This is a genomic window from Novosphingobium sp. (assembly GCF_025351285.1).
Lineage (GTDB): Bacteria > Pseudomonadota > Alphaproteobacteria > Sphingomonadales > Sphingomonadaceae > Novosphingobium.
Map to the genome: position 1 here is coordinate 44,567 of NZ_JANXWG010000053.1, position 23,372 is coordinate 67,938.

General features: G+C 64.4%; 20 protein-coding genes. 13 read left to right on the forward strand and 7 right to left on the reverse strand.

Annotated elements, in window-relative coordinates; all coding sequences use genetic code 11:
• Window positions 1–18 precede the first annotated feature (18 nt).
• Both Q0R16_RS06235 and Q0R16_RS06240 read right to left on the reverse strand, forming a co-directional pair.
• Window positions 19–297 (reverse strand): acyl carrier protein, encoded by a 279-nt coding sequence (locus Q0R16_RS06235; RefSeq protein ID WP_295633662.1) that lies wholly within the window; start codon window positions 295–297, stop codon window positions 19–21.
• A 38-nt stretch (window positions 298–335) separates the two neighbouring features.
• Window positions 336–1,355: a GNAT family N-acetyltransferase gene (locus Q0R16_RS06240; RefSeq protein ID WP_295633665.1), complete on the reverse strand. Its 1,020-nt coding sequence runs from the start codon at window positions 1,353–1,355 to the stop codon at window positions 336–338.
• Between the two features lie 28 nt (window positions 1,356–1,383).
• On the opposite strand from Q0R16_RS06240, the gene Q0R16_RS06245 reads away from it, so the two are divergent.
• The 13 genes from Q0R16_RS06245 to Q0R16_RS06305 all read left to right on the forward strand — a co-directional run bounded on the left by Q0R16_RS06245 (window position 1,384) and on the right by Q0R16_RS06305 (window position 19,672).
• Entirely contained in the window at window positions 1,384–2,913 is a 1,530-nt protein-coding gene (locus Q0R16_RS06245) for an acyl-CoA ligase (AMP-forming), exosortase A system-associated (RefSeq protein WP_295633667.1), read from the forward strand.
• Complete coding sequence (locus Q0R16_RS06250; protein WP_295633669.1) at window positions 2,910–4,148, forward strand: pyridoxal-dependent decarboxylase, exosortase A system-associated; 1,239 nt, start codon at window positions 2,910–2,912, stop codon at window positions 4,146–4,148. Before Q0R16_RS06245 ends, Q0R16_RS06250 begins: the two co-directional genes overlap by 4 nt.
• A 184-nt stretch (window positions 4,149–4,332) precedes the next feature.
• Window positions 4,333–5,010 carry an XrtA/PEP-CTERM system exopolysaccharide export protein gene (locus Q0R16_RS06255; RefSeq protein ID WP_295633673.1) on the forward strand — a complete coding sequence of 226 codons (678 nt, stop codon included), beginning with the start codon at window positions 4,333–4,335 and terminating at the stop codon, window positions 5,008–5,010.
• A 10-nt stretch (window positions 5,011–5,020) separates the two neighbouring features.
• Window positions 5,021–6,556 (forward strand): XrtA system polysaccharide chain length determinant, encoded by a 1,536-nt coding sequence (locus Q0R16_RS06260; protein WP_295633676.1) that lies wholly within the window; start codon window positions 5,021–5,023, stop codon window positions 6,554–6,556.
• On the forward strand, window positions 6,553–7,587 hold the full coding sequence (locus Q0R16_RS06265; protein WP_295633679.1) for an AAA family ATPase: 1,035 nt from the start codon (window positions 6,553–6,555) through the stop codon (window positions 7,585–7,587). Before Q0R16_RS06260 ends, Q0R16_RS06265 begins: the two co-directional genes overlap by 4 nt.
• Entirely contained in the window at window positions 7,584–9,359 is a 1,776-nt protein-coding gene (locus Q0R16_RS06270) for a preprotein translocase subunit YajC (RefSeq protein ID WP_295633682.1), read from the forward strand. The genes Q0R16_RS06265 and Q0R16_RS06270 overlap by 4 nt, the downstream gene beginning before the upstream one ends.
• Window positions 9,360–9,391: 32 nt before the next feature.
• The gene (locus Q0R16_RS06275; RefSeq protein ID WP_295633685.1) at window positions 9,392–10,594 is read left to right on the forward strand and encodes an AAA family ATPase; all 1,203 of its coding nucleotides are present in this window, start codon (window positions 9,392–9,394) and stop codon (window positions 10,592–10,594) included.
• Window positions 10,595–10,649: 55 nt separating this feature from the next.
• Window positions 10,650–11,534: an XrtA system polysaccharide deacetylase gene (locus tag Q0R16_RS06280; protein WP_295633804.1), complete on the forward strand. Its 885-nt coding sequence runs from the start codon at window positions 10,650–10,652 to the stop codon at window positions 11,532–11,534.
• On the forward strand, window positions 11,531–12,595 hold the full coding sequence (locus tag Q0R16_RS06285) for a FemAB family XrtA/PEP-CTERM system-associated protein (protein WP_295633688.1): 1,065 nt from the start codon (window positions 11,531–11,533) through the stop codon (window positions 12,593–12,595). The genes Q0R16_RS06280 and Q0R16_RS06285 overlap by 4 nt, the downstream gene beginning before the upstream one ends.
• Window positions 12,592–13,866 (forward strand): TIGR03087 family PEP-CTERM/XrtA system glycosyltransferase, encoded by a 1,275-nt coding sequence (locus tag Q0R16_RS06290; RefSeq protein ID WP_295633691.1) that lies wholly within the window; start codon window positions 12,592–12,594, stop codon window positions 13,864–13,866. Before Q0R16_RS06285 ends, Q0R16_RS06290 begins: the two co-directional genes overlap by 4 nt.
• Window positions 13,838–15,415, forward strand: a complete 1,578-nt coding sequence (xrtA, locus tag Q0R16_RS06295; RefSeq protein WP_295633694.1) for an exosortase A — start codon at window positions 13,838–13,840, stop codon at window positions 15,413–15,415. Before Q0R16_RS06290 ends, xrtA begins: the two co-directional genes overlap by 29 nt.
• Window positions 15,416–15,417: 2 nt before the next feature.
• On the forward strand, window positions 15,418–17,307 hold the full coding sequence (locus Q0R16_RS06300) for an XrtA/PEP-CTERM system amidotransferase (protein ID WP_295633696.1): 1,890 nt from the start codon (window positions 15,418–15,420) through the stop codon (window positions 17,305–17,307).
• Between the two features lie 88 nt (window positions 17,308–17,395).
• A complete protein-coding gene (locus Q0R16_RS06305; protein ID WP_295633699.1) occupies window positions 17,396–19,672 on the forward strand; it encodes an EAL domain-containing protein in 2,277 nt (758 codons plus the stop codon).
• Between the two features lie 543 nt (window positions 19,673–20,215).
• Here the strand turns inward: Q0R16_RS06305 and Q0R16_RS06310 are convergent.
• Genes Q0R16_RS06310 through Q0R16_RS06330 form a run of 5 tightly spaced genes read right to left on the reverse strand, consistent with a single transcriptional unit; the run spans window position 20,216 to window position 23,296 of the window.
• On the reverse strand, window positions 20,216–20,497 hold the full coding sequence (locus tag Q0R16_RS06310) for a hypothetical protein (protein ID WP_295633702.1): 282 nt from the start codon (window positions 20,495–20,497) through the stop codon (window positions 20,216–20,218).
• 32 nt (window positions 20,498–20,529) lie between these two features.
• Window positions 20,530–20,862, reverse strand: coding sequence for a heavy metal-binding domain-containing protein (locus Q0R16_RS06315; RefSeq protein WP_295633705.1), 333 nt, complete (start codon window positions 20,860–20,862; stop codon window positions 20,530–20,532).
• Between the two features lie 17 nt (window positions 20,863–20,879).
• Window positions 20,880–21,995 carry a cell division protein ZapE gene (gene zapE, locus Q0R16_RS06320; RefSeq protein WP_295633708.1) on the reverse strand — a complete coding sequence of 372 codons (1,116 nt, stop codon included), beginning with the start codon at window positions 21,993–21,995 and terminating at the stop codon, window positions 20,880–20,882.
• Between the two features lie 30 nt (window positions 21,996–22,025).
• On the reverse strand, window positions 22,026–22,499 hold the full coding sequence (locus Q0R16_RS06325; protein ID WP_295633712.1) for a PaaI family thioesterase: 474 nt from the start codon (window positions 22,497–22,499) through the stop codon (window positions 22,026–22,028).
• Window positions 22,500–22,513: 14 nt separating this feature from the next.
• Entirely contained in the window at window positions 22,514–23,296 is a 783-nt protein-coding gene (locus Q0R16_RS06330; protein ID WP_295633715.1) for a succinate dehydrogenase iron-sulfur subunit, read from the reverse strand.
• Window positions 23,297–23,372: the final 76 nt, after the last annotated feature.

Genomic DNA, 23,372 nt, shown 5'->3' on the forward strand with positions numbered 1-23,372 from the left:
TCGGCCCGGTCCGTCTACTCAGCCAGCCACGCGCTTGGCGGTCACGAACGCCAGCAGATTGCCATAATTTTCAAGAAGTTCGCCATCGACTTCATCATCGTCGATGACAATGTTGAGCCGATCCTCGATCTCGGTCAGCAAGCCCGCCACCGCCATCGAATCGAGTTCGGGCAGCGTGCCGAACAGCCCGGTATCGGGCGTGATCGTGGCGGTGTGGGCGGGCGAAAGGCCCAGCACATCGCCCAATACGCGGCGCAAGGTGCCGTCGATCGCATCGTCGTTTCCGGTAACCGTCATGCGTAGATCCCAAATCCTGCCATTAAATCCCGCTGGCCCTAAGCGGGCGTTTGTCGCGAAACAAGGCGCTTGGCCAGCAACCTGGCCAACCGAGGCCAGTTGCCCGGCCAGCCTGGACGCAGCATTTCGAGCCGATAGCGCGGGCGCATCGCTTCCATCCAGTCGCGCTTGTAGCCATCGGTGCCCGTGCCGAAATCGACCAGGTTCACCCGGTCGACGTCGATCACATGCTCGAACAGCGCGGCGGACAATGTGGTGCCCGGCGAGAGCGGCTTCGAGGCTTCGGTATGCGCCAGCTTGTGGATGAAGGCCGTGCCGCCCTCCACCGTCCAGAACTGCGCCGCCACGGGCACGCCATCGGCGCGCGCAAGACCCAGCCGCAACCGCCCGGCCGCACCTTCGGCTTCGGCAAAGCGGCGCAGGAACGCGGGGCTGCCTTCCTCGGGCTTCCAGCTTTGCGCATAGATGGCTTCGTAGGCGGCCCAGCTATCGGGATTGAAGCGGGTTTCGATTGAAACCGCAACCTTGCTGGCCTTGCGCTTGAGCGTGGTGCGCAATGGGCCGGGGCGCGCGGCGAGGTAATCGGCAAAGCTGCGTCCGTTCACCGGCAACACATGGTTTTCGTCGCACGGTTCGCGGAACACGGCCCAGCCGGCCTGGCGGAACGCGGTTTGCAAAAGCGTGGCTTCGCCGTTCTCGTCGGGTAGCGGGAACAGCATGATATGCGGCGATTGCCCCGCAAGATCGGTGGCAAGCGCGCCGATCAGCGTCGCGGCATCGGCCCCGGGGGTGACCAGCGGGGCGAGCCGGAAGCTGTACCAGTTGACCAGTCCTTCGACCCGGCGCGCCTTGCGCGTCAGCGGCAGGACCGCGCGCGCTTTGCCAGCCTGGGCAACCGCGATCAGCGGCAGGATATCGGCTTCCTCGACCAGCAGCCGCCACCATTCGAGCCGATCGAATGGCGTGGAATCGGGGCCGGGCGACAGCAGCGCCATCAACGCGGCATCGCCTTGGACTTCCTTAAGATCGTCGTGATAAGCGACGTTCACCAAATTCATTGTCCCTGTCCTTTGCGGAGCCTTCGCCTTGCGCGCCGACCCGAACTCCCAGCCCGATGGCCAACCCCGCCCGATCGATCACCTGCCGTTATGCGGCAAGGATGAAGCGGTGGCGCTGGTGCTCCGTTCGGGACCGCTTAGCTACCAGGCGTTAAATGCACGTGTAGGTTTGCTTGCGGCCTGGCTCGCGGAGACCATTCCGGAACCCGGTTCGCGCGTCGCGACGTGGCTGCCCAAGAGCGAACTGGCCTGCCTGATGCCTTTGGCAGCAGTGCGCGCCGGGCTGGTGCACGTGCCGGTCAACCCGCTGCTCAAGCGCGCGCAAGTTGCACACATCCTGGCCGATAGCGGCGCCAAGCTGCTGATTTCAAATGGTGCGCGGCTGGATTCGCTGGCGTTGGGAGACGCAGGCAATGCGACTTGCATCGAGGAACAGGCGGTCTGGAACGCGGCTGCGACACTCGGCAAGACGCTCGGACCAAGTTATGCGCCAACCGACGATCTGGCCGCGATCCTCTATACCAGCGGATCGACCGGCAAGCCCAAGGGTGTGATGCTCAGTCACGCGAACTTGTGGCTGGGAGCGGTCAGCGTTGCATATTACCTTAAGATCGCGCCCGATGACCGGGTGCTGGCGGTCATGCCGCTGTCGTTCGATTACGGCCAGAACCAGTTGCTGTCGTCCTGGTACGCGGGTGCGAGCGTGGTGCCGCTCGATTACCTGGTTCCGCGCGATGTGGTGAAGGCGGTGGAGCGGCATGGCGTCACCACGCTGGGCGCGGTGCCGCCGCTGTGGCTCTCGCTGGTCGAGCAGGACTGGCCGGCCGAAACCGCCGCGAAGCTGCGCCGGCTGACGAATACCGGCGGCGCGTTGACCGAATCTCTGGTGCGGCGGCTGCGCGGGCAGTTTCCGCAGGCCGATCTTTACGCGATGTACGGGCTGACCGAGGCGTTCAGATCGACGTATCTCGATCCCGCGCTGGTCGATGCCAACCCGACCTCGATCGGTAGCGCGATTCCCTTCGCCGAAATAATGGTCGTGGCCGACGACGGCACCGAGGCTCTGTCCGATCAGGAAGGCGAACTGGTCCACGCCGGGCCGCTGGTGGCGCAAGGCTATTGGCAGGACGAGGCACGCACGGCCGAGCGATTCCGGCCAGCGCCGGCGTTCTCGAAGCTGGGTGGCATGGCGGTGTGGTCGGGCGATCGCGTGCGGCGCGATGCGGCAGGGTTGCTGCATTTCGTCGGGCGGCGCGATGCGATGATCAAGACGTCTGGCAACCGGGTCAGCCCACAGGAAGTCGAGGACGCGGCGATCGTGACCGGGCTGGTGGCCGAAGCGGTGGCGCTGGGCGTGGCCGACGAGAAGCTGGGCGCGGCGATCCATCTGGTGGTGCGGGCGGCGGAAGGGGCCGATCGTGATGCGCTCGTTCCGGCTCTGGCGCGGACCTTGCCCAACTTCATGGTGCCGCGCGCGGTGCATTGGCGCGAGGCGATGCCGATCGGGCCGAATGGCAAGATCGACCGCGTGGCGCTGGCGGCGGAGCTTGCTGCGTGAAGCCGCCCAATCCTAAACCACTGGGCCCTATTCCGCCCGGTTTTGCCGCGATCGATGGCGAACTTGCGATCGGTGGGTGCAAGGCGAGCGATCTGGCGGCTGAAATGGGCACGCCACTGTTCGTCTATGCGCGTGATCGGTTGACCGAGCGTGTTGCCGCCTTGCGCGCGGCGATGCCGACGCGGCTGGCGATCCATTATGCGGTGAAAGCCAATCCGTTCGAGCCCGTGCTGCGGCATCTGGCGCCGCTGGTCGATGGCTTCGACATCGCTTCGGGCGGTGAACTGGCGATCGTGCAGGCGGCAGGGATCGATCCTGCGCGAGTCAGCTTCGCCGGGCCGGGCAAGCGCGATGCCGAGCTTGAGGCGGCGATTGCGGCGGGCGTCACGCTCAATTGCGAGTCGGAAGGCGAAGCGGATCGCACGCTCGCCATTTCCGCCCGGCTGGGCAAGGCACCGCGCATGGCGATTCGGGTGAACCCCGATTTCGACCTCAAGGGTTCGGGCATGAAGATGGGCGGCGGCGCCAAGCAATTCGGCGTGGATGAAGATCGCGTGCCCGCGCTGGCGCGGCGCCTGATCGCGGCCGGGGTAGAGTGGCGCGGGTTTCACATCTTCGCCGGATCGCAGGCGCTGAGTGCCGAAGCGATCATCGATACGCAGGCGCAGACGATCGCGCTGGCTGCGCGGCTGGCGGAGGAAAGCGGCGCGGCGCTGCTGCATTGCAACCTGGGTGGCGGGTTCGGTATTCCCTATTTTCCGGGCGATACGCCGGTAGACATTGCAGCGATCGGGGCTGCGCTGGGTGATCGGTTCGCGGATCTGCCCGAGGTGCTGCGTGAGACGAGGTTCTGCATCGAACTCGGCCGCTATCTGGCTGGCGAATCAGGCGTTTACCTGACACGGATCGTCGACCGCAAGGAAAGCCACGGCGAGGTGTTCCTTGTCACCGACGGGGGATTGCATCACCAGTTGGCGGCAAGTGGCAACTTCGGGACCGTGGTGCGGCGCAATTACCCCAGCGCCATCGCGACGCGCTTCGGCGCTGAACCCGGCGAAGAAGCCTCGATCGTCGGCTGCCTGTGCACCCCGCTCGACCGGCTGGCCGACAAGGGCCATTTCCCCCGCGCGGAAGTCGGTGATCTGGTCGCGGTGTTCTGCGCGGGGGCTTATGGTGCCAGCGCCAGCCCGGCGCAGTTCCTGGGGCAGGGGCCGGCGACGGAAGTCCTAGTCTGAAAACCCGTTCCGCTGTCCCGCGATGGGACGGCTTTCACATATCGCTAACCACAATCCGTGCCGGGCTGGGAAAAGGCTAACGGTATGTTCACCCTTTTTGGCGATAGCCGGTGTTGAAATGCAGTGATTTTCAGGCGCAGCACCAGCAGCGCAGAACGATCGCCGCGCATTACAAGGACCGGCTATGTTCCTGATTTCGCCGTCAAAGTCGCGCAGTTCCTGGCATCTGGGCAAGTTGCTCGCCGGTACGGCTGTTGCCAGCCTGGCGTTGTCGGGCTGCGCGGGCAGCGGCGGCGGCAGCACTGCGCAGCTTCCGCCGGCTTCGTTCGTGGCGATGCAGGAAGGCCCGGGCGAGGATTACCAGATCGGCCCGCTCGATGAATTGACCGTGTTCGTGTGGCGCAATCCCGAACTTGGCGCAAAGGTCCAGGTGCGGCCCGACGGGCGCATCACTACGCCGCTGATCACCGACATGCCGGCGGTGGGCAAGACCCCGTCGATGCTGGCCGAGGACATCAAGCTTCAACTCAGCCAATATATCCAGGAGCCGATCGTTTCGGTGATCGTCGACAAGTTTGCGGGCACGTTCAGCCAGCAGGTGCGGATCGTGGGCGCCACGACCAAGCCCGCCTCGATCCCCTATCGCGCCAACATGACCGTGCTCGATGCGATGATCGCGGTGGGTGGCCTGTCCGAATACGCCGCGGGCAACCGCGCGCGGCTGGTGCGGTTCGACAAGCAATCGGGCACGCAGAAGGAATTCCGGCTGCGGCTGGCCGATCTGCTGCGCCGCGGCGATGCCAAGGCCAATGTCCTGCTCGTGCCCGGGGATGTGATCATCATCCCCGAGAGCACGTTCTGAGAACTCGCTGATGGGATCGATCTACGAAGAAGTGCGCATTGCGCTCCACGGGGTCTGGCACCGGCGCTGGCTGGCGATCGTGATCGCGTGGATGGTGTGCCTGCTCGGCTGGCTGGTGGTCGCGATGGTGCCCAACAGCTATGAATCGAAATCGCGGCTTTACGTCCAGATGGACGACGTGCTGGCCGACCAGATCGGCATCGGGCAGGGCGACCGCAAGCGTGACATGGACCGCGTGCGCCAGACGCTGACCAGCGCGCTCAACCTGGAAAAGGTCATCCGCAGCACGCGGCTGGGCGATCGCATCCATTCCGACAAGGAAATGGAATCCGCAGTGCTGTCGCTGGGGCGGCAGATCAAGGTCGTCAACAGCCAGGACAACGTGTTCGAGATTTCCGCCACGTCGGGCGATGGCGGGCTGAATGATTTGCAGAACGCCAAGCTGGCGCAAGGCATCGTCCAGAAGATGATCGACCTGTTCCGCGAGGAGAACCTTTCGGGCGGGCGCGGTGAAATGTCGAACACGCTGGCGTTCATGGACAACCAACTGGCCGACAAGCAGAAGGATCTCGAAGCCGCCGAACAAAAGCGCCAGGCATTCGAGGCCAAGAACGCCGACGTGATACCGAGCGTCGGGGGCCTGGGCGTGTCGGGCCGGATCACCGCGACGCGTGATGAACTGCGCGGCATCGATGCCGATCTCAGCGCGGCGCAGAGCGCACTGGCGGCCATCAACGGTCAGCTCGCCGGCACCCCGCAGACCATCGCCGTCAGCGGCGCGGCTGGCGGCGCACGCGGGGCTTTGGCGCAGGCGCAGGGCGATCTCGCCTCGATGCGCGCCCGCGGGATGACCGACGATCACCCCGACGTGATCACGATGAAGAACCAGATCGCCAGCCTGACCCGATCCGCCGCAGCCGAAGCGGCGCATGGCACGGTCAGCGGCACGCCCAATCCGGCGTATAGTTCGCTGATCTCGATCCGCACAGACCGGCAGGCCTCGATTGCCAGCTTGTCCGCGCGCAAGGCGGCGTTGCAAAGCGAACTGACGCAGCTTGGCGCCAAGCAATATGCCGAGCCGGCGGTCGCCGCCGAAGCATCGCGCATCAACCGCGATTACGACGTGCTCAAGTCGGGCTACGACAAGCTGCTCAAGGACCGCGAAGCGCTGCGGCTGCGCGGCCAGGTCGACAACGAGCGCAATTCGATCAAGTTCGAAGTGGTCGATCCGCCGAGCACGCCGCGCAGTCCGATCGCACCCAACCGCCCGCTGCTGCTGCTGCTGGTGCTGGTGATCGGCGTGGGCGCTGGCGGCGGTGCGGCCTTCGCGCTGGGGCAGTTGCGGTCGAACTTTGCCACTGTCGGCCAGCTTGAACGCGCCACCGGAATGCCCGTGCTCGGCTCGATCTCGCAGACATTGACCCGCGCCGCGCGCGGCCAGCGGATGCGCTATCTCCAGTATTTTGCGGGCGCCTGCTTCGGCCTGGTGGCTGTTTTCGTGCTGCTGATGGGCATCGAATTCATGAAGCGCGGGATGGTGGCATGACCGAACAGACCAGAATCCCGGTGCCCGACGCCGATGTGCTGCCAACCGGCACGCAACCGCGCGGTGGATCCCTGATCGAGCGCGCCGCGGGTCGTGCAACGCTGGCGGCGGCGCCGCCACCCGTGCTGCCCCTGGGCCAGCCGCGTCGTCCGGTCGTGGCCGCGGCGATCGCCCGTGCCGAGGCGCCCGAAGTTTCGCCTTCGGTGCCACAAAGCGAGCCTGCTCCAGCTACGCCCACAGCAACAGCCGCGCCGCGCAGGCACACCGGCCCGCGTATGCGGATCGATCGCGCACATTTGCGCGAACAGTGCCTGATCGAACCCGACGGCCCGGTTACCGGGCTGCTTGAGGAATTCCGCATCATCAAGCGGCAATTGCTGCTGACGGTATCCGAAGCGCGCGGCACCGAGGACGCCTCGGTGGGGCGCCGCATCCTGATCTGCTCGGCGCATCCTGGCGAGGGCAAGACTTTCTGCGCGGTCAACCTGGCGCTGTCGATCGCGGCTGAAAAGAACAACGAAGTCCTGCTGGTCGACGCCGATATCGCCAAGCCGAGCGTGCTTTCGACGCTGGGTTTGCCGGGCGGGCCGGGGCTGATGGACGCGCTCGCCGATCCGAACATCGCGGTCGAGGACTGCATCATGGCGACCGATATTCCGGGCTTCTACGTGCTGCCTGCGGGCAACCAGACAGGATCGGACACCGAATACCTCGCTTCGGCCCGGACCGAAGACGTGCTGGACCGGCTCGATCGGGCGATTTTGAGTGATTGGGACGCAGGGCGTCCGGGGCGCAACCGCATCGTGATCTTCGATTCGCCGCCCGCACTGGCCGCGTCTCCGGCGTCCGAACTGGCCATGCATGTCGGGCAAGCAGTCATGGTCGTGCGCGCCGATCGCACCGGCGAGGCGGCGCTGCGCGATGCGCTCAACATCCTGTCGGGCTGCGACGACATTCGCCTGCTGCTCAATTGCACCAAGTTTTCCCCCACCGGCCGGGCCTTCGGCTCCTATTACGGGTACAAGGAATGAGCGTTCTGCTGATCCGGGTCAGGCACTCCGTGCTGGCCGGCACCACCGCGCTGGCGCTGTGCTGGGCGCTCGCGCCCACGGCCGCCCATGCGCAGCAACTGGCGTACGAGGATGTTTCGGCCGACGGCCCGCATACATCCAGCGGCGACGCGGGCCTTGGCGGCGGCGATTCCCCTGATGAGGCGGATGGCAAATCACGCGGACGCAAGGGACACGAAAGCCACGCCAGCAACGGAGCGCGGACGAAAATCCAGCCCTATCTCGAAATCGACCAGAGCGTGTTCGGCAACTTCAAGTCTCCGCACGACGTGCTGACTTACACCACGATCGCCGCCGGCGTGGATGCTTCGATCACCGGACGCAACACCGAAGGCTCGGTTTCGGTCCGCTATGAACGCCGCATCAGCGAAAGCCGCAGCCGGCTGGGCGACAGCGATACCGTTTCGGGCATCGCGCGCGTCCGGCATGATCTTGTGCCGCACACGCTGTCGATCGAAGCCGGCGGGCTGGCTGCGCGCACCCGGGTCGAGGCGGGCGGCAACGCCACGCTCAATCCGCAAGTCTCGGGCGATGCGGTCAGCCAGATCTATTCGCTTTACGCCGGCCCGGCGTTGTCGACGCACGTGGGCCGCGCCGCGGTCAACGGGTCGTACCTTGTCGGCTACACCAAGGTCGGTTCGCCCGGCGCGACGGTGCTCGCCCCCGGCCAGACCCGCGCCGATGTGTTCGACCATTCGATCAGCCACGCCGCCAACCTGTCGATCGCCACCAAGGCGGGCGAGGGCCTCCCGGTCGGGCTGGGTGCCAACGTGGGCGCCAACCGCGAAGACATTTCCAACCTCGACCAGCGCGTCGAGGATTACCATGCCGAAGCCGTGGTTGCAGTGCCGTTGTCCTATGACCTGCAGGTCCAGGGCGGGCTGGGTTACGAAAAGGTCAAGGTTTCCTCGCGCGATGCGGTGCGCGATGTCAACGGCAACCCCGTTATCGGCGCCGATGGCCGCTATCAGACCGACAAGAGCGCCCCGCGCCAACTGGCCTACGACACGAGCGGGCTGATCTGGGATGTGGGCGTGATCTGGAAGCCCAGCCGCCGCACCTCGCTGTCGGCCTCGGTCGGCCGCCGCTATGGTGGCATGGTCTACCAGGGCAGCTTCAACTTCGCGCCCGATGCCCGGCAAACCTTCAACGTTTCGGTCTACGAAGGCCTCACCGGTTTCGGCGGGCAACTGACCAATGCGCTGTCGCAATTGCCGACCGACATTTCGGTCACGCGCAATCCGTTCAACGGCTCGCTCAGCGGCTGTGCAATCGGTTCTGCGACTGGCGGTTGCCTCAACAACGCGCTGTCGTCGGTCAATTCGGCAGCGTTCCGCTCGCGCGGGGTCAACGCGACGTATGGCCACCGCGTCGGTCGCTATCAGTTGGGCGTCGGCGCCGGCTACAGCCGCCGCAAGTTCATCGCCGCGCCGGGCACGGTGCTGGGCGCAGCCAACGGCACGGCCGACGAGAACTACTTCGTCGACGCCACGTTCTCGGGCCCGATCGACCGCAGCACCCGCTTTTCGACACAGGTCTATGCGGACTGGTTCACCAGTGGCCAGAACAGGCTCGGCGATACCCGCGTGATCGGCGCCAATGCTGCACTCAACAAGCAGATTACCGACCGGTTGACCGGCAACTTTGCAGTCGGCGTCGACGGGGTCGACCGCAAGGTGCTCGACGACGAATGGGTCGGCCAGGCGCTGGTGGGGCTTCGCTACAACTTCTGACGGCACTTGAACTTACGGCCGGGAGGCATTCTATGTACGACGAATTCTATGGACTGAGCGGACGGCCCTTCCAACTGGCCCCCGATCCCGCATTTTATTTCGAGAGCGTGACGCACCGCAAGGCGCTGTCCTACCTCAGTTACGGCCTGGCACAGGGCGAAGGCTTCATCGTGATCACCGGCGAGATCGGCGCGGGCAAGTCCACTCTGGCCGCGCACCTGACCGCCAGCGTCGATCCCGAACGGCTGACTGTGGCCCAGATCGTCACGAGCAAGCTCGACGCCGGCGAATTGATCCACGTCGCCGCCAACGCCTTCGGGCTCACGGTGCCGGGCAAGGACAAGGCCTCGGCGCTAGCCGCGATCGAATTGCATCTCCAGGACGAAGCCCGCGCCGGTCGGCGCGTACTGCTGGTGGTGGACGAGGCACAGAACCTGTCGATTTCCGCGATCGAGGAACTGCGGATGCTGTCGAACCTGCAACTCGGCGCACACCCGCTGCTGCAGATCCTGCTGCTTGGCCAGCCCGAATTCCGCGACCTGCTCGATGGTTCGGCCGAGCTTGAACAGTTGCGCCAGCGCGTGATCGCCACGCACCACTTGTCGGCGATGGAGCCGGGGGAAACCGGGCCTTACATCGAACACCGACTGGCCCGGGTCGGTTGGACCGGCAACAATCCGGCGTTCGACCAGCGCGTCTATTCCGATATCGCCCGTGCAACCGGAGGCGTGCCGCGCCGGATCAACCAGGTAGCCAACCGCCTGTTGCTGCTCGGATCGGTCGAACAGCGCTCGCGCATCGACGCGACGATGCTGAAGACGGTGCTGGCCGAACTGGCGCTCGACCGGCCGCTCGCGGCGCATCCAGTCAAGCCTGCGGCGGCGGAAGCGGTTGCAGCGGAGCCTGCTTCCGCCGATCCGGCAACTGGTCGCACATCTGTCACGCAGTTGTTCTCCGAGTCGGCAGCCCAGGCCGTGGGGCCGGACCTGATGCAGGCGCTGAAACAGCGCGACGAGCAGATCGCCGAATTGCAGCAAGCGGTGATCGAATTGGCCGACATGCGCGCCGCGAACGGAAAAACGACCGATCCAGAGCACGTGGCGGTTCTCGCCGATGCCAATGCCCGCGTCGCAACGCTTGAAGACCAGATTTCCGAACAGGAACAAACGCTGCGGCATGTGCTGACGATGCTGATCGAATGGTTCGAAACGTCCGACCACCGCCGCGCCGCCTGATCGCGGCACGAATTACAGGAACGGGATCACGGCCATGGATATGGCGCGAGGCGGCATGGTCGCTGCGGCAGAGTTAGCGCATATTCTCAACGGAATGTCTGTTGATGTTGAGGAATGGTTTCAGGTAGGCGCGTTCGAAAACACGATCGATCGCGGGCAATGGGATGGGTTGGGTAGCCGCGTCGAGGCCAATTGCGACGCGATCCTCGACTTGTTTGCGCAAACACAAATCCGCGCGACGTTCTTCACGCTTGGCTGGGTGGCAGGGCGGCATGGCCCGATGATGCGGCGGATTGCCGATGCGGGCCACGAAATCGCCAGCCACGGTTGGGACCATGCGCGCGTTTTCAGCATGGATGCCAAGGCTTTTGCCGAGGATCTTGCGCGGACACGCAAGGTTCTGGAGGACGCAACGGGCCAGCGCGTGACCGGCTATCGCGCGCCCAGTTTCTCGATCGATGCGCGCACACCCTGGGCGCATGCGGTGCTGGCCGAGCAGGGCTATGCCTATTCCTCCAGCGTCGCGCCGATCGTTCACGATCACTATGGCTGGCGCGAGGCGCCGCGCTTTGCGTTCCTGCCCGTGGCCGGCGCGGACCTGCTGGAAATCCCCGTAACCACGGCAGAAATCAGAGGCCGACGAATGGCGGCGGGCGGTGGCGGCTTTTTCCGGATGCTGCCCTATGGCCTGTCGCGCTGGGCGATTGCGCGGGTCAATGCGCGCGATCATCAGCCCGCGGTATTCTACTTCCACCCCTGGGAAATCGATCCCGACCAGCCCCGGCAAAACCAGGCTCCGTTGCGATCGCGGGTCCGGCACTACACCAATCTTTCAGGGATGAAGGCTAAGCTGACCCGCGTGATCGATGATTTCGCTTGGGGGCGCATGGATATGCTGGCTGAACGACTTGGCGCCGGTGCGCAGCGGTGGGCGCCGTGAATGCTCCGTTCCGATCCACGAAGTTGACAACGCGTCTGAGTGATCCAGGCGATAGGCCTGTAATAAAACGGTTTCTGAAAGCGCACCCTCACGCCACGGTCTTTCACGGGGCGGAGTGGCTTGAGGCAATCGAACAGGCTACCGGCCACCGCACGCACTGGCTCTTGCGCGAACGCGACGGTGTTATCCGCGCGGCATTGCCGCTGACCGAAGCGCATTCGCCGCTGTTCGGCCGCGCGCTGGTTTCGACCGGGTTTGCGGTTGGTGGGGGGCTGCTCGAAGCCACGCCGGGCGAGGGCGCTGCGCTGTTCGAGGCGGCCGAGGAACTGGCGGTGCGCCTTGCCTGCCCCACGATCGAGTTGCGCGGCGGAGCTCTGCCCGACGGACAAGGTTGGCATCACAAGCATGACAGCCACGCAGCTTTCGTCCGCGATCTGGCCGGAAATGACGAGGCCGAATTGCTCGCCGTCCCGCGCAAGCAGCGCGCCGAAGTGCGACGCGGGTTGGGCAACGATCTGGCGGTAACCACCGGACGCAGCGAAACAGACCGTGCGGCGCATTACGCTGTTTACGCTGAATCGGTGCGCAATCTGGGCACCCCGGTGTTTCCGCGCGCGCTGTTCGATGCGGTGCTCGACCGGCTCGGCGAGCATGCCGATATCCTCACCGTCAGCCGCAATGGCCAGCCGCTGGCGAGTGTGCTGTCGCTTTACCATCGCGGAACGGTGCTGCCGTACTGGGGCGGCGGGGTCTTCGCCGCGCGCACCTGGCGTGCCAACGACGTAATGTATTACGCGCTGATGTGCCACGCCCGCGTGCGGGGCTGCACGCGCTTCGACTTCGGCCGCTCCAAAACCGGGACCGGGCCGTTCCATTTCAAGCGCAACTGGGGCTTCACCCCCGAACCGCTGCACTATGCGCACTGGACTGCCGAGGGCGCTCCGCCGCGCGACGTCAATCCGCTCAGCCCGCGCTACAAGGCGAAAATCGCGGCCTGGCAGAAGTTGCCATTGGCGATCGCCAACCGGATCGGCCCGCTGATCGCGCGGGGGCTGGCATGAGCGTGCCTGCTTCTGGCACAGCTTCCGGCCCGGGCGAGATTCTGTTCCTGGCGCATCGCGTGCCGTTCCCGCCCGATCGCGGTGACAAGATCCGTTCGCACCACTTGCTGCTCCATCTCGCCACACTTGCGCCGGTGCACGTTGCCTGCTTCGGCGAAACCGCGGACGATATGGCGCAAGATGGCGCTTTGGCTTCGGTTTCGGCCAGCCATTGCCTGGTCCAGCGGCGGACTCCGGTTGCGCTGGCAGCTCTGCAAGCGGTGGCCAGCGGCAAGCCGGTGAGTCTCACGGCTTTCGCCAGCCCGCGCATACGCCGCTATGTCGATCACGTGCTGGCCACGCGGCCGATTACTGCGATCGTCGTGTTCTCGGGCCAGATGGCGCAATACCTGCCGCTGCGCAGGGGCAGCCGCTTTACGGGCCGCATCGTCATGGATTTCGTTGATGTCGATTCGGCGAAGTTCGAGGCTTATGCCGCCGTCAAGCCGCCGCCGCTGTCGACGCTGTACCGGCGCGAGGCGCGGCTGATGCGCCAGTTCGAGGCTGACATTGCCGCGCGCGTCGATTGCTCGCTGCTGGCGACCAACGAAGAGGCCGAATTGTTTACCAGCCGGCTGACCCGCCAGCCCGGCGATGGCGCGGTCTGCGCGCTGCACAACGGCATCGACACGGTCTATTTTGATCCTGCGGGCATTCCGCAGGAGCCGGCACTTCTGCGCGGCGGGCCGCACCTGGTTTTCACCGGGCAGATGGATTACCCGCCCAATATCGAGGCGGTGCGCCATTTCGCGCACACCGTCATGCCCGCAATCCGGGCCAAACTGCCGCAAGCGGTGTTCGATGTGGTTGGCCGTGCGCCGACATCGGCGGTACGCGCGCTCGACGGAGTGAACGGCACGCGCGTCCACGGTGCGGTGCCCGATGTGCGGCCCTGGCTGGCGGGCGCGGACCTGGTCGTGGCGCCGCTGCTGATCGCGCGCGGCGTGCAGAACAAGGTGCTCGAAGCGATGGCCATGGCGCGCCCGGTGCTGGCCACAAGCGCCGCCGCCACTGGCATCGGCGCGCGCGAGGGCACAGACCTTGTGGTAGCGGATGGATCGGACGCGCTTGCCTCGGCTGCGATCGACTTGCTGTGCGATCCGGTGGCGGCGCTTGCGCTGGGCCATTCCGGCCGCAAGTTCGTGCTCCAGTCGCGCGGATGGGCGCGCTCGCTCGCTCCTCTCGCCGGGCTGGTGCTGGGCGATGACCGGGATTATCGCGATGCGGCTTGAAGCGGTGCGGGCTGAGCCGCCGGTCATGCGGCTGGCGCGCTTACCCGCCGCATGGCGCGCGCCACTGGTGCAGCTCGGCCTGGTTTGGGGCGCCGTGGCGCTGGTGCTGCGGCGCGATCTGGCGGCGATGGCCGGGCAGTGGTGGGACAGCTCGACGTACAACCACGTGCTGCTGATCCCGCTGATCCTGGTCTGGCTGGTTGCACTGCGCTGGCCGAGACTGTCGACGCTGACCCCGGTTCCGTGGCGCGGCGGGCTTGTCCTGTTTGCGCTGGCTGCACTGGGCTGGGTGCTGGGCAGCATGGCCGAACTGGCACAATTGCGCGAGCTGGCGCTGGTGCTGATGCTGCAATCGGCGGTTGCGGCGGTGCTGGGCCTGCGCGTTGCGGCGGGGCTGCTGTTTCCGCTGAGCTATATGCTGTTCCTCGTGCCCGCAGGTGACGAGCTGATCCCGCTGCTCCAGACGATTACCGCGCGGATCACCACCGCGTTGCTGGCGTTGAGCCACATTCCGGCGCAGATCGATGGCGTGTTCATCGCTACCCCTGGCGGTTACTTCAAGGTGGCCGAGGCCTGTTCGGGCGTGAAGTTCCTGATCGCGATGATCGCTTATGGCGCACTGGTGGCGCATGTCTGCTTCCGCAGTCCAAGGCGCCGGGCAGTGTTCATGCTCGCGTGCCTGATTACCCCGGTGCTTGCCAACGGCGTGCGGGCGTGGGGCACGATCGCCATCGCGCAAGTGGTTGGAATCAAGTTCGCGGCCGGGTTCGATCATGTGTTTTACGGCTGGGTGTTCTTTGCGATCGTGATGGGACTGGTCATGGCCGCAGGCTGGCGCTGGTTCGATCGCGCGGTCGATGATCCGATGATCGATGCGCAGGCGTTGGCGAGTTCGCCACTCATCGCGCGGTGGACTGGCACGCTGCTTTCACCCCGAAGCACGACATGTGCAATCGCCGGGATACTGGCCGTGGCGCTGGGGTGGACAACGCTTGCAGCCGGGGCAAATGCACCATTGCCGGCCCGAATCGACCTCCCCCAAGTTCCCGGCTGGCACCGCGTTGCATATGCGCCGCGCTATCCGTGGTCGCCGCTGTTTGCCGGGGCCGATCACCGCTTGCTTGGCCGCTATGCCGATGATCGGGGCCATGCGATCGACGTGGCTTATGCACTTTATGCCGGGCAGGGTGAGGGGCGCAAGGCCGATGGCTTCGGGCAAGGCGCGGTTCCGCTCGGCAGCCCATGGGCGTGGTCTCGGCCCGGTCCTGCGGTCGATGGGCAGCCCAGCACGCGGATCGAGGCACCAGGACCGGTTCACCGGTTGGCACTGACGTGGTACAAACACGGAGAAACGATCACTTCGTCGCGACCACGGCTGAAATTGGCGCTTTTGGCAGACCGGCTGCTGCTGCGTGCCCGGCCCACTGCAACGCTGATCATTTCGGCCGAGGAGGGCGGGGCAAGGCCTGCCGATCAGTCGCTCGCGATGTTTTTGAAGGCGGCCGGATCAGCCGGCAAAGTGGCCGCACAAATCAGCGGGGAACGCTGACGATGTGCGGGATTGCGGGCATTTTTCACACGCGCGGGACAGCGCCGGTCGATCCGGCCCGGATCGAGGCGATGTGCGACGCGATCGTACACCGCGGGCCCGACGGGCAAGGCGTGTGGACCGCACCCGGGATCGGGTTGGGCTTCCGGCGGCTGGCGATCATCGACCTGGCTGGGTCGCCGCAGCCGATGGCATCGGCCGATGGCCGCGCGATGCTGGTGTTCAACGGGGAAATCTACAATTTCCGTGAGTTGCGCGCCGAACTCGCCAACACGGGAGCGAAGTTCCGCACCGATGGCGATGGCGAGGTGATCCTGGCAGCGTGGCAGCGCTGGGGTGTCGATTGCCTCTCGCGGTTGCAGGGCATGTTCGCTTTCGCGCTTTACGATCTCGACAAGCGCACGCTGCTGCTGGCGCGCGACAGGTTGGGTGTGAAACCGCTGCACATGGCGACGCTGGCCGATGGGTCGGTGATTTTCGGGTCTGAACTCAAGCAGTTGCTGACGCAACCGGGATTGGCTCGCAAGATCGATCCGCTTGCGGTGGAGGATTATCTGGCGTGGGGGTTCGTGCCCGATCACCGCGCAATCCTGACCGGGGTGGAAAAGCTGGCGGCCGGCCATTACCGGCTGCTTCGTCACGATACGCCGCCCGCGCCATCGGTGGCATGGTGGGACGTTTCGTTTGCCGATCGTGCGCGCGGTGGAGAAGCGGAACTGGGCGAGGCTTTGCTCGAACGGCTGCGCGACGCGGTTCGTTCGCGGATGCTGGCGGACGTGCCGTTGGGCGCGTTCCTGTCGGGCGGGGTCGATTCCTCCAGCGTGGTTGCGCTGATGGCCGAGGCGAGCACCGACCGGGTCAAGACGTGCAGCATCGGCTTCGACGTCGCGGCGCTGGACGAGACCGCATACGCCAGCCAGGTTGCCGAACAGTACCGCACCGACCATCGCGCGCGACAAGTCTCGGTCGACGATTTCGACCAGATCGACCGGCTCGTCGGTATCTATGACGAGCCGTTTGCCGACGCCAGTGCGCTGCCGACCTTGCGCGTGTGCGAACTGGCGCGCGAGCAGGTCACCGTGGCGCTGTCGGGCGACGGCATGGACGAGGCCATGGCCGGCTACCGGCGCCAGGTGTTCCACGCGCACGAAGAACGCGCGCGAGGGATGCTGCCTGCCAGCTTGCGCTCGGGTGTGTTCGGCGCACTCGGCCGGGCCTGGCCCAAGGCCGATTGGGCGCCCCGGCCGTTGCGCGCCAAGGCGACGTTCCTGAACCTGGCGCTGTCGGGCGAGGAGGCTTACGCACGCTCGGTCTCGGTCACGCCCCCCGAGCTGCGCGCGTCGCTCTACACCCCAGATTTCCTGCGCGCGCGCGGGGAATATCGCGCCGAGGATCCGTTCATCGCGATGATGCGCGCGGCGCCCGCACGCAGCGGGCTCGATCGCGCGCAATATGTCGACCTCAAGTTCCAGATGCCTGGCGATATCCTGACCAAGGTCGATCGCGCCAGCATGGCGGTAAGCCTGGAGGCGCGCGAACCGCTGCTCGATCACCGGCTGATCGAATTTGCGGCGTCTCTGCCCGAAGCGATGCGAGTCCGCGGCTCGACCGGAAAATGGCTGATGAAGCGGGTAATGCAGCCTTATCTACCTGCTAATGTGCTGTTTCGTCCGAAAATGGGCTTCGTTACCCCGATCGGTGCCTGGTTTCGCGGGCCGCTGGCAGGCGCCGCGCGGGAGATTGGCCAGAAGGGCACGCTCGCGGAAACCGGCTGGTTCGATTCGAAACGGATTGCCGCGATTGCCGATGCGCACACTGCCGGCCGAGCCGAGCACGGCCGGCTGCTGTGGCAGTTGTTGATGCTCGACAAGGCACTGGCGCGATTGGTGTAAACCATTTCGTTGATCGCGTGGTAACCAAATTAGGGTGATTGCAACCATTTCGGAATATGCATGAGATCCGGGTTCCATGTAGGGTCACATGCGCAAGTTCATTCGAACTCCATTTGCGATAGCGTTGCTGATCGGCTTGCTGTGCGCGCTGAGCGGGGGCGCCGATCCGCTCAACCACATGTACTGGAATATTCGATTCAAGTTCGGGGGGCAAAATGTTCCCAACTCGATCGTTGTCATCTCGGAACAGGTCCCGACCGTCGATGGCGCCAATGGGCAATGGGCCTCTCAGGATCAAAGTCGACTGATCGAGATAATCCGACGTCAAGTTCCGCAGCGTGTGTTCTTCGATGCAGCATTGGTTCCGGGAGATGAACACGCAATCGATGGAAAATTTTCCGAAGTTGTTCGTCAGTTTGGCGATGATTTTTCGATTGTGCTTCATGCCGGTAACGGCGATCAATCGACTTTCGGCTCTCCACTTCTCGACGATGGTCGACTTCACGGTACGCAACGAGTAATTTCGGCGTGGAAGACAAATTTTCTTGGCTACGCCACATCTTCAGCCACCGAATTTGTCCGAAACGGTAAGGTCTACAAAGCCTTTGCCAGCGCTTTGGCTCGAGATCCGCGCCAAGGTAAGCGCATCTATGCTGCGGCTGAATTCGATCCCGAAAGCGTGCCTGTTCTCGATGCCCGGCACGTCTTGAACAACCAGTTCGCTCCTGGTCTGTTGACCGGCCGGACCGTCGTGGTCACCCAGGCCCGCGGTGCGAGCCAGGCAATCGGTTACCACGGCCATGGCCGCGTGGACCCGACATTGGTCGACGTAACCGCCGCATACGGATTTCGCCGACCTTTTTCAGCCAGTTGGGGTCCTTGGTTTCCGTTGTTGCTGGCCTCTACCCTTCTGCTTGTGGCGCAGCGATCTGAAAAATTCCGTTGGCGCATCGCATTCGCCTTCCTGGCGGCATTGGCGCCGATTGCGCTGCCGATTCCACTGCAACTGATTGGGATTACCACAACCCCCGCAGATGCCTTTGTGATGCTGGCTGTCTATGCAAGCGTCAACCTTTGGCACCGCTGGCGCAGTCGGTTTCGGCACACCAGTACTTCGGGCTTGCCCAACCTGGTTGCATTGTCGGAACGGAAAATCGATCCAGGCCATGACGTGGTCGTAGCCGTCATCGCGCGCTATGAAGAGTTTCTGGCCACCCTGCCGACCGAACAGCATGGCGAATGTGCACAGCAGATCGCCCGGCGGCTGGCAGTCGGATCGGGGTCTGCGCAGATTTACCACGGTGAGGGCGGGCAGTTCGCCTGGACCGAAGAGGCGCGAGCGCTCGATACGCAATTCGATCATCTGGACGGCTTGAAGGCGTTGTTTTCGGCGCCGTTGCGCATCGGCGATCATACGTTCGATACCAACGTTCACTTCGGGCTCGATCGCAATGGTGCGCTCGATGCGCACACCCGCGTCAATAGCGCGCTCGCCAGCGCGACTGAGGCCTTGACCCATGGACGCACCACGGAGAGTTTCGAAGCCGCACGATTGGCCGATGCGTCATGGGATCTATCGCTCCATTCGCGGATCGACGATGGGCTGCGGAATGGCGAAATCTGGCTGGCGTTCCAGCCACAATGGGATTTCCGGGTAAATCGGATCTCTGGGGCCGAGGCGTTGATTCGATGGAATCATCCCGAACGTGGGCCGATCAAGCCCGACGAATTCATCCTCCAGGCCGAACGTGCCGGCCGCATCGATACGCTGACATATTGGGTGATCGAACAGGCTATCAGCGCGCATGCAGCGCTCAGCGTTGGCGATCCGCTGTTCCAGATGAGCATCAATCTTTCGGGACAGATGGTCGATAAGCCATCCCTGGTCAGCAATTTCAGCGAGATTGTTCGTCGCCGGGGAATCGATGCACGCCGCCTGACCGTGGAAGTGACCGAAACCTCGGGCGTGCAGAACCGTCCGGCAGCAAGGCATAACCTCTCGCAATTGCGCGCCATGGGGTTCCGGTTGTCGATCGATGATTTCGGGACAGGTGAAGCGAGCTTGTCCTACCTGGCCGAACTGCCGAGCGACGAACTCAAGCTCGATCGGCGCTTCGTTTCCGCGATCACCACCTGTTCGCGCAACCGCACGATCGTCGGCAGCACGATCGGTCTTGCGCACGCACTGGGGCAGGTAGTGGTGGCAGAAGGGATCGAGGACGAGGAAACCTTCCACATGCTTCGCGCGATGGATTGCGACCACGCGCAGGGTTACTGGATCGGCCGGCCGGTGCCGCTGGCCGAGCTCGTCTCGCGGTGCTCGGAAACCGGCAGATCCATTTCGGCCGCATTTAGAGATTGTTAACCACTTAATCCGGTGGTAACCATCAGTCTCCTAGTCGATGGAGGCATACATGTCCGAAGGTGGTTTCTGGAACTGGGCATTCAAGTAAGCGAGCAACCTGATCCGTTGGCCTAGCCGCAAGGCAGGCAAACGGGGGGTCGCCGAGGGACAAGCAATTGTACTTTCGGTGGGTTGCCGGATTATTGATTGCCATAGTTTAGCGTCCCGCGCGGTGCAAGCCGTGCGGGATTTGCTATTTCAGGGTCCGATTTTGGGCAGACTCTCAAGGGGTTGATGCAGTTTGTCGGCTGCTCAGTACCGCTAGCCCGATCCCTGCCAGATTCTTGAAGGCATGGTTGGTGCGGGGCGGGTCATGTCGTGGACGTCACTGTAAGCTAAGCTTGTTCGAAGCCTTGCGCGCGCGAGCTTCCATTCGGCCGCAGCTTACAGGTTAGCCACAATAGCGCGTTCCAAACGTGAACGCGGCTGAGATTCGGCCACCGAAACACCGACTTCGCCATGCGAATCGTCCCGGTCTGACCGACCGACCGAGGCGCAGCCCATTCAATCCCGTATTGCGATCGACCCCGTAGCCGGCAAATATCGCCGCTCGCCCGTCAGTGAATCCACCCAGACCTGCATGGCCTCTCCACTTTCGGAATCGATGAAGCGCTCGCCCGTCGCGGTCCAGCGGTCGGCGGGCAGGCCGTCGGTTGCAGGCCTGTTGCGATAGCGTCTTTCGAGCAGGACCGACCCGATCACGATCAAGCTGCCGATGATCAGGCCATAGCCGTGCCCGGTGACCAGATGAAGCACCAGGCCGGCCACGAACAACGTGCCGCCCACGGCCCATCCGACCGGGCGAAGGCCATTTGCCATTACCCGGCGCCGCCTAGCGGGCTGATCTTGACCGCGGTGCCATAGGCGACGACTTCGTTCATGGTCTGGCCGATCGATCCCGAATCGAAGCGCATCATCACCACTGCGTCGGCGCCCATCAGCCGCGCGTTGATCGACAGCCGATCGATGGCGTGGCGTCGCGTATCCTCGACGAGCGCGGTGTATTCCTTGATTTCGCCCCCGATGATGCTCCGCAAGCCGGCCACGATGTTGCCGCCGAGCCCGCGGCTGCGCACGACCACGCCGAACACCTGGCCCAGGCTTTCAGTAACCCGATGGCCAGCGATCGCTTCTGTGGTGGTGACGATCATGCGACTGTGTCCTTCGCTCAAGTCTCGCCGTGACCCAGTGCAAGGTACGCGGCGCTTTGCATTTCCATCAACCGGCTTTCGGTCCGCTCGAACTCGAAGCGACCATCTCCCTCGGCGTAAAGTTCCGAAGGTGTAGCATCGGCACTGACGATCAGCTTGACCTTGTGTTCGTACAACGCGTCGATCAATGTCACGAAGCGGGCGGCTTCGTTGCGCAAATCCTTGCTCATCTGCGGCATGCCGACCAGAATCACCGTATGATACTTGCGCGCGATCGACAGGTAATCGCTGGCCCCGCGCGCGTCCTCACACAGCCGCTTGAAGCTGAACACCGCCACGCCCTTGAGCGACTTGGGCACGTGAATGGTGCGCCCGACGCCAACGTCAAGCTCCGCCGCCGGCACGTGTGCGCTGTCTTCGGGTGGATAATCGGTGAGGCGGAAGAACGCCTCGCGCACAGCGGCTGTCGCTTCCGGTCCGTTGGGGACGTGCCATGTGCCGACCCCGTTCAAGCGATCGAGCCTATAGTCGGTCGGCCCGTTCAGCGTCATGACGTCGAGCCGTTGTTCGATCAGCGCGATGAACGGCAGGAAATGCTCGCGGTTGAGGCCATCCTTGTAGAGCTGGTCGGGCCGGCGGTTGGACGTGGTCACAACCACCAGCCCGCCCGTCACGATCAGCGCGGTGAACAGCCGGCTCATGATCATCGCGTCGGCAGAATTGTTGACCACCATTTCGTCGAACGCCAGCACCCGCGTTTCGCGCGCGATGGCTGCGGCGACGGGCAGAACCGGGTCGCCGCTCTCCTTCTTGCGCTCCTCACGCAGCCGGGCGTGGACTTCGAGCATGAATTCGTGGAAGTGCACGCGGCGCTTGGCCGGCACATTCAGGCAATCATGGAACAAGTCCATGAGCATCGACTTGCCGCGCCCCACGCCGCCCCACAGATAAACGCCGCGTGGCGGTAGCGGCTTGGCCTTGCCCAGCCGCCACAACAGGCTTCCGCGCGGCGGCACGGCTTCGAGTTCCTGCTGCAACTTGTCGAGCCGCGCTGCGCCCGCCGCTTGTTCGGGATCGGCGCGCAACTCACCCGCTGCAATCAATTCGTTGTAGCGGGCCATAACCCCGATCATGGTAGCACGCCAGTCATGCGAAAAGGGGGGTCATCGCGCGGTGGGCTTGCGGATCGTGCCCGAATATGCGGCGATTGCCGCACCGTTTTGTTCGACCAGTCCGCGCAGGAACAGCAGGCGGCGCGTTTCCTTCAGCAACTCCGCCACGGCGTCGAGCGGCTTGTCGGCCTTGCCCGCGCCGAGGAACTGGACGGAAAGGTCGAGGGTGACCGCAGTGCCCGCCTCGATCAGCCCGAACATCCGCGAACACGAGAACAGCGACACGTCGATCAGCGACAGGATGGTGCCGCCGTGGAGATTGTCGGCCAGGTTGGTGTGGCGGCGTTCGGGAAACATTCGCGTCCGGGCACGTCCGTCGGGATCGAGCCTCACGATCATCTTGCCAAGAATCTGACCGTTGAACCGGGTCGGATCACTCAATTGCCAAGTGAACCAGCCGGAGTTTTCGGGATCGGGAAAGCTCTCGAAATTGGGCTTTGCCCGATCCGTCACGGTCTCGGTCATGTCCGCGACAAGCGTCAGATCGCGCGTTCGGCGGTCAGCTTCTTGATCTCTGCGATCGCGCGCGCCGGGCTCAGGCCCTTGGGGCAAACGTTCGAGCAGTTCATGATCGTGTGGCAGCGGTACAGACGGAACGGATCTTCGAGTTCATCGAGCCGTTCGCCAGTCATCTCATCGCGGCTGTCGGCCAGCCAGCGATACGCCTGGAGCAGGATGGCGGGGCCCAGGAACTTGTCCGAATTCCACCAGTAGCTGGGGCATGACGTCGAGCAGCAGGCACACAGGATGCATTCGTAAAGCCCGTCGAGCTTTTCGCGCTGCGCCGGGCTTTGCAGCCGTTCCTTGCCCGACGGCGTTGGCGTGACGGTTTGCAGCCACGGGCGGATCGAGGCGTATTGCGCGTAGAAGTGCGAGAAATCGGGCACCAGGTCCTTGATCACGTGCATGTGCGGCAGCGGCGTGATGCGGATTTCGCCGTTCAGATCTTCGATCGCGGTGGTGCAGGCAAGACCATTGCGCCCGTTCATGTTCATCGAGCATGAACCGCAGATGCCTTCGCGGCACGAACGGCGGAAGGTCAGCGTCGGGTCCTGTTCGCCCTTCATCTTGATCAGCGCATCGAGCACCATCGGGCCGCACTGGTCCAGATCGATTTCGAAAGTGTCGTAACGCGGGTTGTCGCCGCTGTCGGGATCGTAGCGATAGACCTTGAACTTGCGGATCTTGCCGGATGTTGCAGCCGCGTGGTGGCGCGGCTTGCCGGTGATCTTGGAGTTCTTGGGAAGGGTGAAGGTTGCCATCGTGAATCCCCCGCATCGCCAGCGCGCGCTACGCAAGTGTCATACCGCAACCGGCGCGCGGAGCAAGGGGTCAGGA